Consider the following 14,121-nt stretch of genomic DNA (forward strand, 5'->3'; position numbering starts at 1 on the left):
AGCTTTATTGGTGCAGTCGAGGGTCAAGTGCAAAACGCTCCTGCTGCACATCATCGAAATGTCCTGCTGCTCGATCCGCATCGAAGATCAGGTTCCAGCTATGTCGGGAAACGGTCGATGGTACCAAGCAAAACAGGTGATCCTCCAAGAGCTGATCACCGAAAGCCTGCTGCCCTGGACCATGAGCTCCCGGGATTAGCCAGTTCGCGTTCGGCAAATCCTCGGCAAGAACGACATGAACGGTAGAGATGTCGATTACCCGGGCACAGGTCAGCACATGTGGCGAGGTATCGAGCACCTTGAAGCCCTTATGGACGGCGACCTCCATGATTGCGGTTGAGGGGTCTACTGACGTGTAGACCGCACGCGACCCTCGGGAATTCCATCGGCCGCCGACGCGATACGATCCCTCACCGGTGTCCCAGCTGCCCGCGTGCCGTTCTTGATCGAGACGCCAAAACCGAAGCTCCCCCGTACCGAGCGGGGGCGGCAATGGCGTCACGAATATACCCCATACTCGATACGCGTCAGGTAATCATCGACCGCTTCGGCTCCTGCGGTTGACATGAGCAGATCTATGGGTCGACGATTGTCGAGACCGATCGCAGGCTCGAGAAGCCATGCCTCCGCCGCGGCTTGCGTTCCAAGGACGTCAGTTGCCTTGGCGATGATCTCGGCGAACCTCCAGGCGCGGCTGCTTTGTTCGGGCGAAAGCGCTTTCTGCTTCACTTCCGACCTGCGGCGCTGCAGCGTTCGGATGCTGATCCCGATCGCCTTGGTCAACACGTCGCCGGTCGACAGAACCTGAACCCCGTCAACCAGATAGAACAGCGATTTCGAAGGAATTCCTTGAACGATCAGGTCATGCGCATCCAGGGGGCTACGGACATCGCGTTTCATGATTTTGCTGCCGCCCAAGAGGCGGTAGGCGCGGATCGTCTCATTCTCGACTGCGGCCGGCGCAGCGCGCCCGCTTCGCTCATTAGCCATGCTAATTGCCGTCATGGAATGGCCTCCGTCATGTGTCGTTATAATAGTGACGACTGTCGCAAAGTGTTTCAAGGTGAGTCCAGTTCGATGGAGGGCGCGACATCGCGTCACGCGGCGAACCAGAATGGTATTTTCGTGGTATGAGATCCGTTCCAAGCGACGACCATCGCTTGGGCACGCAAAGCAACAACAACAGGAAATGCGCATGCTAATGGATCCGACCTTCACCCACTGGACCGCCGTCTACCGTTCTGCCGGCGAAGATGAACCGACCGCCACCACGGCCGACTTCAGCGAGATGGGGGCGGGCGATCCGGTCGATGCGCGAGCGGCGAAGGCTCATTTCCGGACAGTACTCGGGCATGGGACGGAACTGCTGGAGCTCTACCCATTCGACAATCCCGACGAGGCGCTCGAGACTTGGCGCGCGACGAACGCGCTCGAGGTCGCGGGGCTCTGACGCCCCGCCGCCGGATCGATCAGGTGAGCGCGTCGTGGAGTTCGCCCAGCGACATGCGCCCTTGGCGCATGTCGACCTGATCGATCTCGCGGGCGCTCGTAGCGAAGCAGGTCAGCAGGAAAGGTGAGATCCTATGAGAAGGGATTCCAGATCCGCAGCTGCCCCTCGACCAACTGGCCGTCATGCATGTCTTCGGACCACAGGGTCTCGCAGCCGGCGATCAGAGCCTAGGCCACGATCATGGCGTCGTAGACCGAGAAGTTGTAGCGTTCCTGCAGAGCCAAGCCGATATCGTGGGTATGCAGATCGAGATCGCACAGCCGGCAAAGCTGCCGAATACCGTGCAGGAACTCCTGCGCTTCGCCCTGATCCATACACGCCTTGCGTCGGCAGTTGACCAAGGCCTCATTCAGAACCTGAACGCTGATCGTGCCCCCTCGTATCAGCAGTGCTTCGGCCTGATCCCGCTTGGGGCCATCGTCCAACAGGTAGAGATTAACATCTTCCCCCGGTCAAAGCCGGGGGATTTTCGGAGGTCGCGAGGCCTCTTCCAGTTCTCGCTTCCCCGGAGAGCCAATGCCCTTCCTCCACGAGCATAGACGCCGTGTTCCGGCGCAGGATGTTGATCGCAGCGTTGTGGTCGGCATGTGCGCGGTGGCCGCATGTGGTGCAGGCGAAAGCGGCTTGGCTCTTGCGGCTCTCCCTGTCCACGGCTCCGCAGGACGAACACGTCTGCGAGGTATGCCGGGGGTCCACCTTGCATAGGTATCCCCCGCGTTCTTCAAGCTTGTAGGCCACGAGGGTCTCGAAGCTATGCCACCCCTGTTCGAGGATGGCGCGGTTCAAACCCGCCTTGGCCCGGACGTTCTTGCCCGGCGCATCGGCGGTTCCTGCAGCGCTCCGCGTCATGTTCTTCGTTTTGAGGTCCTCAAGGACGACCGTGCCAAAGCGGCGGGCCAGATCAAGTGTTACCCGGTGCTGCCAGTCCCGCCGGATGCGTCCTGCGCGTGCGGAGATGCGCGCCACGCGGCGCAGCGCCTTCACCCGGCGGACAGACCCGCGCTTCCGGCGGGCTACGACCCGCTGGGCTTTCCGCTTTTTGCGGTTGAGCAGGCGCAGCTTGCCGGGGATGTTCAGGGCCTCGCCGCTCGACAGCATCAAGGAGCAGGTCACGCCCCGGTCTATACCGACCGAGGGCAGGCTGTTGACAGGAGTCTCGTGCTCGATCTCGTTGGCGAAGGAGATGTGCCAGCCGGTCGGGTCGAGCGACTGAACTGGCCCCCGTTTCGACCGGACATGTGTGGATGCCTCCCTTGGCGCAATTCATCTAGCAAGAGTGGCAGGCCAACCTCGAGCATAGACACAGTTGCTAAAGGATCAGGTCCCTAGCGCCGAAATCGTCGACGCCGTTCAGGACGATCCTGATCTCCGCAGCTCGGTCGCGGTCGGTGTTGATTTCGAGGCGCGAGCGGTCGGTATCGAAGCGCACCTGTCCTGCTTGGGTGAAATCGGCGTCGCGTCCGATCCAGACCAATTCCTGCTGGCCGCCGGCGCGCCGGTTGCCGTCGATCGCCGACAGGTCTATGGCATCACCCTCGGCGCGATCGAGGTCCCGTATCGTATCCTGCCGCCGCCTGCCGATCCCGGCATCCCCCGTGCCGAACACGAAGGTATCGGCACCGCCATTGCCCCTGAGAACATCCCCTCCCTTGCCACCCGAGAGCATGTCGTCGCCGTTGCCGCCGATCAACTTGTCGCGCCCGGTTCCGCCGATCATCCGGTCGTCGCCACTGCCACCTTTCAGGGCGTCGGCCCCGCCGCGGCCCAAAAGCGTGTCGTCTCCACTGCCGCCGACCAACCTGTCATTGCCGCCACCGCCGTCGATGCGGTCGTTGCCGCCCCGGCCCAGCAGCCTGTCATTGCCGCCAAACCCCGACAGGCCCTCGTCGGCGCGACTACCCCTGAGCACGTCGTTGCCGCCGCTGCCGCGATGGTCGTCGTCGACCAGCTCCGCCTGACCGCGAAGAACGCTGCCGGCAAGGTTGAGGTTGGCGGGCAGGCTCTGCTCCTGCAGCAGCAACGAAAAGGTCTCGACCGTCTCGACACTGAGATCGGAAAGCAGTTCGACATTGACGGCCGCGCTCATCTGGCCCGGCAGGAGGCGGACCTGTCCCGCCGTCGCGACGTAATCGCGGCCTGCCTGTGCTGACCCATCGACGGTGCGGTAGCTGAGGGTCGTGACCGTGTCGAAGGCCTCCGACAGCCGCAGCTCGAACACCGCGAAGCCTTTCGCTCCGCCCGGCTCGACGGCGACGACGTCGGTCACGTGGATCGCGCGGTCGAGATTGACGCCGTCGTCGTCCTGGATAAAGGCTGCGCCGATCAGCCGGTCCGCTCCACCGGCGAAGATCGCCCCGTCGAGGTCGAAGAGTTCGAAGGACAAGCTCTCGTCGGATTCGATATCGTTGTCGTGCCTCGCGCGGATCTGGATTTCCTTCGATGTCTCGCCCGGGGCGAAGGTGACGACGTTTGCGACGGTCGGGAAGTCGATGTCCTGCGTCGCCGAGCCGGAACTGGTGCGGTAGCTCACCGTGACCGAATCCACGGCCGGTTCGGACAGCGTCAGGGTGAAGCGCACCACGCCGCCGAAGCCGGAACCGATGCTTTCGATTGCATCCGCGCCCTCGAGCGAGAGGACAGGCTGCCGGTCACCTCCGTCATCATCGAGGAGCCGCGCCGTTCCGACCAGCCCTGCCACCGACTGTCCCAGCCCGCTGGCCCGGCTTAACGCGAGGTGGAAGAACTCGCTAGGCTCGACGGTGCCGTCACCGGTCAGTCGCACCTCAACAGAGGCGCGGGTCTGCCCGGGGGCGAAGCGCAGCTGGCCCGAAGTTGAGACGTAATCGTCGCCCGCCGTGGCGCTTCCGTCGACGGTGGCGTAGTCGAACACCAACTCCTCGCTCGATGGCTGCGACAGAAGCACATCGAACCACGCGCTGCGCGGGGCGGAGTCGCCCTCGACGATGACCGGCGAGGAGACGACCAGGGCCCTGCCGAGATTGACGCCGTCGTCATCGATGATGAAGGTGTTCTCGCGCAGCACCTTCGCGCCCCCTTCCAGCGTCGCGCCGACCGGATCGAAGAGCTCGATGCCAAAGCTTTCGTCGGTCTCGATGTCGTTGTCATGGCGCACGCGGATATCGACGAGCTTTCGCTGCTCGCCGGCCGCAAAGACCAATTCTCCGGCGAAATCCGGATAGTCGATGTCCTCTGTGCCACTCCGCGCCAACGACTTGTACTGCACGGAAACGGCGTCGGCCGCGGGCTCGGACAGGCTCAGCGCGAAGGTCACCATGCCGCCGAAGCCGGAACCGATGCTCTCCGGCGCATTGACCGCCTCCACCGAGATGACGGGCCGCCCATCGCCATCGTCATCGAGCAAGGTCGCCGTGCCCACCAGCCCGGCCCCCGTGGTGCCCAGATCCTGATGCGGGCTCAGCGCGAGATGAAAAAACTCGGATGCCTCGGACCGGTCGTCCGGCCGCAGGTCGACAAAGACGGACTTCTCGGTCTCGCCCGCGAAGAAGGCCAGTGTGCCCGTCTGAGCGACGTAGTCCTCACCCGCCCTGGCGCTGCCGTCGCGGGTGGCGTAGCTCAGTTCGATGGTCGAGACAGAGGGCTCGGACAGCCTGACATCGAAGCGCGCCCGCGAGGCGCCCCCGTCGCCCTCGACCAGAACCGGCGAGGAGACCGAGACCGCCCTGTCCAGCGCCGCGCCGTCGTCATCGAGAATGAAAGCATCCTGACGGAGCACGATCTGGTTGCCTTCGAATTCCGCCCCGACCGGGTTGAACAGCTCGATCGCCAAGGATTCGTCTATTTCCTCGAGATTGTCGTGCTGCACCCTGAATTCGATGGTCTTGATACGCTCGCCGGGGGCGAATGTCAGGACGCCGTTTTGCGGACGAAAGTCCAGGGCATCGGTCGAACTTACGGCGATCGTGCGATAGGCGACGGTGGTCTGATCGGCCGCCGGTTCGGACAGCGTCACGGTGAATACCACCGTTCCGCCAAAGCCCGAGCCCACGCTTTCGATCGCGTTCCCGGACGTCATGTTGATGAATGGCACGTCAAATCCTCCAAGTATTATTTTGGAAATCGGGCGAGAGCAGTAGTTTATCCTTTTCCCATAGCCTCATCCCGCGTGATCGATCCCGATGATCCCATAGCTCGAAAAGGGGGTCACGACGGCGGCAAGAGTATAAACTTCTCGGGTCTGGCGGTGGCATCTCACGCGGCGATGCAATGCTCGAATGCGTCGCCGCAGTCGGTCTTCGTATCGCTGTGAATCCGGTAATGATATCCGATCCGGAACATCCGGAATACTTAGCCATATTATTGCGTTGCGCCGAGGCTGTCGTTCTAGGACATGGCGGCGGAGCAGCCCTCGTTTCGCGGATATCTGATCTCGGGAACGGGAGTGACTGCCGTGACTCGCTCGGCTATGTGAGACACCCAAACGCGCTTTCCGCAGCGCCTTCACCAGAACTTCAGAAGCGGTGGACCTGTTTGCGGCAAATATCCCACTTCTTCTGCCGCGGCGGATCAGGCGCGCCATGGCTTCGACGCGTAGGTTGAAAGGAATTCACTCGCAATTACGTTTTCTGAGGCGACCTTCCATAAGCCGCCTCAGGTATCATAATGACGCGGCAAGCGATATGCGGGTGACATCATGGAGCGAAAAAGAGCAGTCGAAAGGCAGCGAGGTTCGACAGGCCTTGAGTTCATAAGCCAGTTGAAAGCAATCGGCGCAAGCTTGACGAAGCGCGGCCTGACGTTCGGTTCCTATTTCTCGTCCATCGACTTGGAAGGAGGACATCACCACGGCACGGGACTTGCGCAATCATTTCTTGGAGCGGCTGCGGAGAGCTGACGACACCCCGCAGATGGTGACCATGCGTGGACGTGGGGGAGAGAGCAGTCGCGCATATCTCATCCTGAGGGTGGAGAAGATGGCGGAGATCTTGCAGGTGGTGGAGAGCAAAGTTCCGCCGGTCGAAACCATCACGGACCGCATGCGGCGGATTCGGGGCGATATGGCGCTGCCTTCGGCCCAGCTCGCCCCTCCGCGGCCGCGCTCGGCCGTTCCTCGGCTCTCTACGAGTTCGATCGAAACCTAATTTATGGCATTCATTCTGACTGCGGCAGCGACCATGCCGAGGATCGAGGCCCGGCGAGGCGATCCGTTGAGCGATTGGATGAAGGAAGAGTACATTCGCCCATGATGAACGCGCCCGAGGACTACTCGGCCGGGCTGCGACAGGTTCAGGTCCAGTCGCTCGATGACATCTTCCTGCTGCCGATCTGGGGGTTCGACGAGGACTGGGCGCAGCACGAGGCGCTCGCTGAAACCAAGGACGGCAAGCTCCTCCAGTCGCGCCTCGAGCAGTTCGGGCCGGACGCCGCCAACCGCTGGTTCGACCTGGCCGTCGAGCACCGCGGCCTGAACGGGCTCACGTTGCAGGGCCGCCGCTCGGGTTCCGAGGTCGAGCAGCTGTGGCGCGCCAACGCCGCGATCATCGAAGGCATGGCCGCCTATGCGAAGTGCCCCGAGGTCGCCAACGCCTGAGGCCATCGCCTCACCTGAAAGGAATTAGGCCCGCCGGGGATACCGGCGGGCCTTTCGATTCTTTCTGGACAGGAAATTGCGCCTCTGCTCACGATGAGAGCGAGATTTTGATCGGTGATTTCCATGTTCGATTTGGATGTAATGCAGGCTGAATTGCGCAGCCTGATTTATGGAGCTTTATTGAGGGAGAACGAGTGGGGCGCGTTCCTGGACCATCTCACCTCGCTTTTGCCGGACGCCAAAGCGACGCTCTTCTTTCACGACGCGAACCATCGCGCTGGCGCCTTCTCCATCACCTCGGGCGTCGACGACACCTTGAGCGCCGATTACGCCATCCACTATGCCCCGATGAACCCTTGGATGGAGGGAGCCACCAAGCGGCCAGTTGGCTTGGTGGTTCCGGATCAGCGCATGCTCGCGCGCGCCGAACTCCTGAAATCGGAGTTCTACAATGACTTCCTGCGTCCCCAAGGGGTCGACGGGGCGATTGGTGTCACATTGCATCGGGAAGGCTCGCACAATTCTCTGCTGAGCGTGATGTCATCCTCGGCCGAAACGCATGACGAAATCGGTGCGCAGCGTGCATTGCAGTCCATCGTTCCAGACCTGCAAAGGGCATTCACCTTTTACCGGAGGCGCTCATTTCCGATCTCCTCTGACGTTTCCGGAATTGCTGCCGATGACGGCGATTCGGGCCTCATCAGCGTCGGGCCGGGTCGGCGCATCCGTCGATGCAACAGGATCGCGGAAGGCATCCTGGCTTCCGGACATAGCCTCTACCAGGATGCGATGGGCCGTCTCTATTCCCGCGATCCCTCGCTGATCGAGTATCTCGATCGCTGCCTGCTGCTCTGGGGGCGGTCGCGGGACGATCTGCCGGTCCGAAGCTTCCTCTTGGGATCCGCCCCGGAGCTGCCGACCCGAGTGACCGTGATCGCCTGCATTTCGGACCGCGGGGAGCGCTTCTTCCGGGGCGCCGAGTGCCAGCTGATCGTCGAGCCCCCGCCCTCCCGCAAGGTGAGCATCCGCGACTTGCAGAAGTTCTATCGCCTGACCGACGCCGAAGCGCGCGTGTGCGCGGCCTTGGCTGCGGGTGCGACCATCCAGGAGATTGCGGCATCGCAGGGGGTCGGGATCGAGACGATCCGGACCCACCTGAGAAGCGCACGCCAGAAGACAGGGACGGATCGGCAGGCGGATCTCGTCTGGCTCGTGAACCGCCTGGCCGATCGGTTCGGCTGAGGTCAGGTCGCGCAGGAGATCTCCTTCGAGATCCGGTCGCGCGCCGCCGCCGCGGCGCTGACGAAGCGGCCCACCTGTTCGAGATCGTGCTTCGCCATGACCTGCGCGCGCCAGCGGCAGGCGTTGCGGGCCACGGCCGGGTGTTCGACGAGGTTCACGAGTATCCCCGCCTCATGCATCTCGCGGGTCATGAGACGGCTCGTGCGGGCGTCGCCGAGATAGATCGGCACGATCGCCGTGGGCTGCCCGCCGACCTTGAACCCCGCGTCCTTGAACGCGGACCGGAGCGCCACCGAACTGGCGAGCAGCTGGCCGCGCAGCTCCGCGCCCTCCTCGCCTTGGACGATATCGAGGGCTGCGAGCGCGATGGCGGCCTGGACGGGCGAGATGGCGTTCGAGAAGAGCAGCGGCCCGCAATGCCCGCGCAGCATCAGCTTCATCGCGCGATGGTTGGAGGCGACGAACCCGCCATTCGTGGCGAAGGTCTTCGAGAACGAGCCCATCACGATGTCGACCTGACCGACCAGGTTCATGAGCTCGAGATAGCCCCGCCCCGTCGGCCCGATCGCGCCGAGGTCATGCGCGACATCGACCAACAGCGTCGCGCCGTGCCGCCGGCATAGGGCCTGAAGCTCCCGGAGGTTGGGGACGTCGCTGTCCATGGAGAAGACAGTCTCGGTCACCACCAGGATGCCGGCGTCAGGATTTTCGTCGCGGATGCGCGTCAGGCGCCGCGCCACGGCGTCGTTCGACAGGTGCGGGAAGGCATGGACGTTTCGCGTGGCGTTGCGGGCGCCCTCCTGCAAGCAGGCATGGGACAGGCAATCGATCACCACATGATCGTCAGGGCGCACTAGGGTCTTCACGATGCCATAGCCCGCGCCCCACCCCGTCGGGAAGACCGTGCAGTCGGAGTAGCCGAGAAAAGCGGCAAGGCGACGTTCCAGCTCCTCGGAAAGCGCCGTGCATCCCATCAGTGCGCTGGAGCCTGCGCTGTGGACCCCGAACTCATTGATCGCATTCCGGGCGGCCTCGGCGATCGCCGGGTGGGAGGACAGGTTGAGGTAGTCCTGGGATGCGAAGTTCGGCCCCTCGACGACGCGCCCGCAGCGAAGGCGGGACTGCGCCAGCGTCCCGGTGCGGGTGAGGGCGACCTTGCAGTAGGGATCGACGCCCCTCCCCATCCGAGCATCGAACCAGTCCTGATGTGCATCCCACCGAGCCAGGAGGTCGGGGCCCTTCGCGGAGATGTAATCGGCGAGCGTTCCTGAAAATGCGGCGTTGCCGGAACCATCAAACATGCGCGTCCTCGCTACCTTAAAGATGTCGTCGAGGAGGACGCTGCCTCGCGTTGTTGTGCCCTGTCCTCACCCGATCGGGTGAGGACAGGCGAGTAGACTCGCGGCTAGGCCTTGGGAGCGTGCCATGCGCGAGGTGCCGGTTTCGAGTGGACGAGTTTAAGGCCGCCCTCTGCGAGGGCGGCCTCTCTCGTTTTCGCAAAGGTTCGGACGGATCCCTTGTCAGCGCTTCGCCAGCCGGTAGCTCTCGTGCGTCCCGTCCGTCCGCATCTCCAGCGCACCTTCCCGGCACATTGTCGCGAGCAGGCTCTTGAGGCTCGTGAGGAGCGATCTCCGCGACGCGTAGCCCGCTTCGTCTGCGATCAGTTCCGCGAGTTCGACATGGGTCATCCATGCCTTCGGGTCGATGCCGAGCGCGGTGCGGACAAGGTTGCGGCGGATCTCGGTAGAAGCATTGCCGCCTCCCCCGCCGGTCGGCTTGCGCGTTGCGGCCCGGCGCCCTTCCTGGCCTCTGCGAAAGCGGCATCCTTCGGCGCCTCCGTGCCGGCCATGCCGCGCAGGGCCGGCAGGACCGGCAGAGCGCCGTCGATGAGATGCACGGCCCCGTCATGGACGAGTGTCTTGTCGACCATGTCGGACGTAATCCGGATGCTGCGCAGCTCGCCGGTGACAAGGTGCATTGCGATCAAATACCACTGTCTCAGTCACGATCGTCGATGTCTTCGCCCAGCATTCCGGCCCGCCGCGCCCGCTCGGAGGTACGCGACCGAGGACGTCGCCCACTTGGCACGCCCCTGCGGCATCGGCTCGCGCATCGCCTCGAGCCGCGCCGCGATCTCCTTCAGCGTGATCTCGGGCGCCGAGCTCTTGATGCCTGCGATGATCGCAAGCAAACGGTCGTCCTTCTGCGCGGGCGGGGCGCGGTCGAGCACTACACTGTCCAGCAGCCCGTCCTTCACGAAGCGCCCCGCCGCGCGCCGCAGCCGCTCGACTGTCCAAGGCTTTGCGCCCGGCGCGGATGATGTGGCCGCGATCCGAGCCGGTGCGCTCGATCGCTGGCAGGCTCGGCCTGAAGCCTTGAACGGCTTTGCCGATGCAGAAGGCAAGCGGCTGACAGTTGCGGCTCGGCTTGGAGGTCGAAAAAAACCTTGGGGTGGTCTCCTGAAAAAAAAGCCCGCCATGAAAAATGGCGAGCTAGAAAAGGGGGGAGGATGCTTCAGGCAAGCATCCCTGATACGCGAGTAACCATTCGCGCAGTCCCGCATAGCGGTAGTTTGTGGGGGGTCAATGCTTAACGCCTGATCTACGGAGATTTTCGGTAGAGTGAGGCGGATGCAGCATCCTACTGCTCCGGCCTTATGACTGCCCCCCGGTGTTCAGCCGTGGTGTGAATGGCCTGCGTTTTTTAAGACGCCTTCGTGCCTCAGGTTCTGCTGCCGCTCGAACTCGAGGGGCGACAGCATATCGTTTCGTGCGCGCTTGCACTTTGGGGTGCAAATGCAGCTGCGCGGCGATGATCACTGTTGCGCGCGTGTCGCCAGCCCTGCGGAGCCGAGCCGAGCCGCGCAACGGGCCAGGTGTCCTTGCTGAATGAGGGCTAGAAAGTGCGTTCCACATAGGTGAGTGGCTTCTATCCAAATCTATACTGCATGACAAATCGATCGTTTGAAAAGACCGGCAAAAGGCGCGCAGCCTTGGCGGAGACGATAGGGAAGGGAAGACCGAGGAGCCCGATCCCCTTGCTCATAAGGACGCGGACTGAAGCCTGCGATTTCATTCGGGTCGTAGCGCATGCCCGGACTGGACAGGATCACGCTTCCGGACCCCATCCACAAAGGGTCTTCTGAAGCACTCCTGCAATCCACCGAGGCAATTGAAAATGAGTCGATCCATCCTCAATTAGGCTGAGAATTGTGCAGCAGAGCAGGGGTTTGCCTGATGGCCTTCGAGGACACCGAAAAGGCGCGAAGCGCCGTCTCGACCTTCATGCGGGCCGAGGTTCTGGCCGCGCGACTGGAGGCCATGGCCCGGGCCGAGCCCGAGGTCGGCAACCTGTGGCGCTCGGAGATCGCGCTGGCAGAGGCCGTTGCGAGCGCGGGGCTGGAAGGCATCCGGATCTCCGAAGGCGACCTGCTGCCCCGCATCGCGCTGAATGGAAGCCAGGATGCGGATCCGACCGGTGCGGAGCTGGCGCTGAGCCTGATCCGCGTGCTGAAGGCGCCGGGCGATCCTCTGGCGCGGCCTGTCCAGACCGTCCGGCGCTTCGAGAGGGCGGCAGGCACTGGAATGGGGCCCGGTGTGGACCCGGACGATGAGCCCGAAGGCCAGCGGCTCGAGGACGCCGAGATCGAGGGTCTCTTCGCAGATCTTAGACCCGGCGACATGCCGATCCTTACCGCGGCGCGGGCCGCGGCCGACTACGCGGCGCTGTCGCAGCGTGCCAACCCGATCGTCGAGCGATTGATCTTCATGGCTGTCGACAGCAGCCTGCGGGGGCGGGCTGCGCGTAGGGCCGACCCCGAGGACGTGTTGCGCGGCCTGTCGGGCCGGGTCGATGCGCAGTGGGTTTCGTCGCCGGCGCTCGCGCTGAGCCATCGGGGCTTCCTGCCGTGGTCGCCGGGCAGCGAGGCGGGGCTCATGACGCTCGGCACCCATCTCGCAGGGCTCTTCGAGGCGGAGATCGGGCGCTTTGCACTCTCGCGCGACTGGCTGCGGCGCGGACAGGAGGCGGCACGGGGCAGGGGCGGGCGCTCGCGCATGGCCGATGCCATCCAGGCCTTCGGCACCGCGCCGGTGCTGAGCTCGGCGCTGCTGGCCGAGACGATCGGCGTGTCGATCCGCACCGCGTTGACCCTGCTGGGTGAAATGACGGAACTCGGCCTTCTGCAGGAGATCACCGGCCGCAAGACTGCGCGGATCTGGGCCGTGCCCAGCCTGGGCGGGCGTCTCGCAGCGCGGTTGCCGCGTCGGGCGTGGAGGAAAGGGCAGATGCAGATTTCTCCGGCCGAAGGCAGGGAGACGGCGCAGCAGCGCAGTTTTGAGGGACGGCAGGCGGATCAGAAGGCGATGGAGCGTGTTTTCACGGATCTCGATGCCGCCTTGGCGCGTGCGGATGCGCTGCTCATTGGCGTCCGACGCAAGGCCCTTTCCCGGTCATGAGGCCACCGACGGCAGGGGGGGTGTCGGGTGATGATCCTCCTCGGAGCACGCGCCTACGAGATTGCTTGCTGCGGACCTTCTGGGCGATGTCGACGTCGATGACCTGCCGACGCTGAGCCTCACCGAAGCCGACGTCGCCTATGGCGCCCATCTGGGCTACAACTGGCAGCGCCAGCGCGTCGTTTACGGTCTCGAGCTGGCCGTCCTCGGCAGCGAAGCCGAACTCGCATTCGCGGCCGATGGAGAAGATTTCGGGGTCGAGCTGGACTACGCTGCGCGTCTGATGGGCAAGGTCGGCTACCAGTTTGCCGAGGCGCTGGTCTATGGCACCGCCGGCATGGCCTATGCCGAGTTCAGCGGCACCGGCGACGCCTCCGGCGAGACCGAGGAAGAGACCGGCTACGCCTACGGTGTTGGCATGGACTACATGCTGACCCAGAACGTGTCGCTCGGCGCCGAATATGTGCGACATCGCTTCGAGGACGTCGCCGGCTTCGACGACGTGGATGGCGAGTTCTCGACCACCTCCGTGCGAATGTCCTACCATTTTTGATCGAATGGCGCCGGTGCCGCCCTCCCATGGCATCGGCGCTCTCCCGAAGAGCATTCCCGGGATCTACCGGCCCTTCGGGGCCGGTTTTTTTCATAAAGCCGTCCTCACTGACCTTCAGCGCCGCGGCAGGACCCTCGAGCGGTCACATGGCGCTCATGCCCATGCCGGTTTGTGTTTCCAAAGCTCCCCCGCAGGCGCTTGCGCGCCACTCGCTTTCCCGGTCAGCCCAAGCTGTCGTTGCAGGTTTCCCAGCACAATCGGGGCGCAAAGCGAATGCGGACGGCCTGGGTGGCTTCGATGAAGGACGCGGCGATGCCGTAGTCGAGGATCGGCGTATAGTAGATACGGGTCTGAGCCATGATGATCCGGTCCCCCGCGGCCACCAGCGGCACCTGATCGCGTAAGTTGCTTATGCGCAGGTCGGCGATCGTTAGCGGGGCGAGCCCCAAACCGACGGAGAAGACCACACCCAACTCCCGCCGCTGGAGATCATCGCAACTTTTCAGGCAATGGATCTGGGTCACGCGAAGATCGGTCTCCTGCCCGGTCAGCTGCGCCGCCACGGCTCTCAGCGCGGCGATGTCGGCATTGCCGATCGGCGTGGTCTGGCGCGACAGGACATCGGAGACCACATGAGCCGCGTCGGTGACCACGGCGCGGATACGAAAAGCGTCTGTGAAGACATAGAGTGCGCACACAGCCCAGAACAGCAAGGGCGCCATGAGAACGAGCTCGATGGACTGGGTGCCCTCGTCCCGCGCGCGCAGCCGGCGGATCAGGCGCAGCATGG

General features: G+C 63.8%; 13 protein-coding genes and 1 pseudogene. 5 read left to right on the plus strand and 9 right to left on the minus strand.

Annotation, left to right across the window (positions count from 1 at the left end; genetic code table 11):
• Positions 1–4 precede the first annotated feature (4 nt).
• Positions 5–502, minus strand: a complete 498-nt coding sequence (locus LOS8367_RS16555; protein WP_085897652.1) for an RES family NAD+ phosphorylase — start codon at positions 500–502, stop codon at positions 5–7.
• The gene (locus LOS8367_RS16560; protein WP_106535113.1) at positions 499–1,005 is read right to left on the minus strand and encodes an Xre family toxin-antitoxin system antitoxin; all 507 of its coding nucleotides are present in this window, start codon (positions 1,003–1,005) and stop codon (positions 499–501) included. Before LOS8367_RS16560 ends, LOS8367_RS16555 begins: the two co-directional genes overlap by 4 nt.
• A gap of 196 nt (positions 1,006–1,201) precedes the next feature.
• Between LOS8367_RS16560 and LOS8367_RS16565 the strand changes: the two genes are divergently transcribed.
• Entirely contained in the window at positions 1,202–1,450 is a 249-nt protein-coding gene (locus tag LOS8367_RS16565; RefSeq protein ID WP_085897654.1) for a hypothetical protein, read from the plus strand.
• A 131-nt stretch (positions 1,451–1,581) separates the two neighbouring features.
• On the opposite strand, the pseudogene LOS8367_RS19450 reads toward LOS8367_RS16565, so the two are convergent.
• The 3 genes and pseudogenes from LOS8367_RS19450 to LOS8367_RS16580 all read right to left on the minus strand — a co-directional run bounded on the left by LOS8367_RS19450 (position 1,582) and on the right by LOS8367_RS16580 (position 5,564).
• Positions 1,582–1,938, minus strand: a pseudogene (locus tag LOS8367_RS19450) (PIN domain-containing protein).
• A gap of 7 nt (positions 1,939–1,945) precedes the next feature.
• Positions 1,946–2,773: an RNA-guided endonuclease InsQ/TnpB family protein gene (locus LOS8367_RS16575; protein WP_306456267.1), complete on the minus strand. Its 828-nt coding sequence runs from the start codon at positions 2,771–2,773 to the stop codon at positions 1,946–1,948.
• A 46-nt stretch (positions 2,774–2,819) separates the two neighbouring features.
• Positions 2,820–5,564, minus strand: coding sequence for a calcium-binding protein (locus LOS8367_RS16580; protein ID WP_133056361.1), 2,745 nt, complete (start codon positions 5,562–5,564; stop codon positions 2,820–2,822).
• A 1,167-nt stretch (positions 5,565–6,731) separates the two neighbouring features.
• Here LOS8367_RS16580 and LOS8367_RS16590 point away from each other — a divergent pair.
• Positions 6,732–7,079 carry a hypothetical protein gene (locus tag LOS8367_RS16590; protein WP_085897658.1) on the plus strand — a complete coding sequence of 116 codons (348 nt, stop codon included), beginning with the start codon at positions 6,732–6,734 and terminating at the stop codon, positions 7,077–7,079.
• 123 nt (positions 7,080–7,202) lie between these two features.
• Positions 7,203–8,321, plus strand: coding sequence for a helix-turn-helix transcriptional regulator (locus LOS8367_RS16595; RefSeq protein WP_085897659.1), 1,119 nt, complete (start codon positions 7,203–7,205; stop codon positions 8,319–8,321).
• Between the two features lie 2 nt (positions 8,322–8,323).
• Here the strand turns inward: LOS8367_RS16595 and LOS8367_RS16600 are convergent, their stop codons facing one another.
• The 3 genes from LOS8367_RS16600 to LOS8367_RS16610 form a co-directional block, all read right to left on the minus strand.
• Positions 8,324–9,622, minus strand: coding sequence for an aminotransferase class I/II-fold pyridoxal phosphate-dependent enzyme (locus LOS8367_RS16600; protein ID WP_085897660.1), 1,299 nt, complete (start codon positions 9,620–9,622; stop codon positions 8,324–8,326).
• A gap of 219 nt (positions 9,623–9,841) precedes the next feature.
• The gene (locus LOS8367_RS19125) at positions 9,842–10,009 is read right to left on the minus strand and encodes a hypothetical protein (protein ID WP_165761510.1); all 168 of its coding nucleotides are present in this window, start codon (positions 10,007–10,009) and stop codon (positions 9,842–9,844) included.
• 314 nt (positions 10,010–10,323) lie between these two features.
• A complete protein-coding gene (locus LOS8367_RS16610; protein WP_133056362.1) occupies positions 10,324–10,578 on the minus strand; it encodes a hypothetical protein in 255 nt (84 codons plus the stop codon).
• Between the two features lie 979 nt (positions 10,579–11,557).
• On the opposite strand from LOS8367_RS16610, the gene LOS8367_RS16615 reads away from it, so the two are divergent.
• Both LOS8367_RS16615 and LOS8367_RS16620 read left to right on the plus strand, forming a co-directional pair.
• The gene (locus tag LOS8367_RS16615) at positions 11,558–12,778 is read left to right on the plus strand and encodes a Fic family protein (RefSeq protein WP_085897663.1); all 1,221 of its coding nucleotides are present in this window, start codon (positions 11,558–11,560) and stop codon (positions 12,776–12,778) included.
• 61 nt (positions 12,779–12,839) lie between these two features.
• Positions 12,840–13,331, plus strand: a complete 492-nt coding sequence (locus LOS8367_RS16620) for an outer membrane protein (RefSeq protein ID WP_085897664.1) — start codon at positions 12,840–12,842, stop codon at positions 13,329–13,331.
• Positions 13,332–13,552: 221 nt separating this feature from the next.
• Here LOS8367_RS16620 and LOS8367_RS16625 read toward each other — a convergent pair whose 3' ends face one another.
• Entirely contained in the window at positions 13,553–14,119 is a 567-nt protein-coding gene (locus LOS8367_RS16625; protein ID WP_133056363.1) for a TadE/TadG family type IV pilus assembly protein, read from the minus strand.
• Positions 14,120–14,121 lie beyond the last annotated feature (2 nt).

The organism is Limimaricola soesokkakensis (assembly GCF_900172345.1).
Taxonomy (GTDB): Bacteria; Pseudomonadota; Alphaproteobacteria; order Rhodobacterales; family Rhodobacteraceae; genus Limimaricola; species Limimaricola soesokkakensis.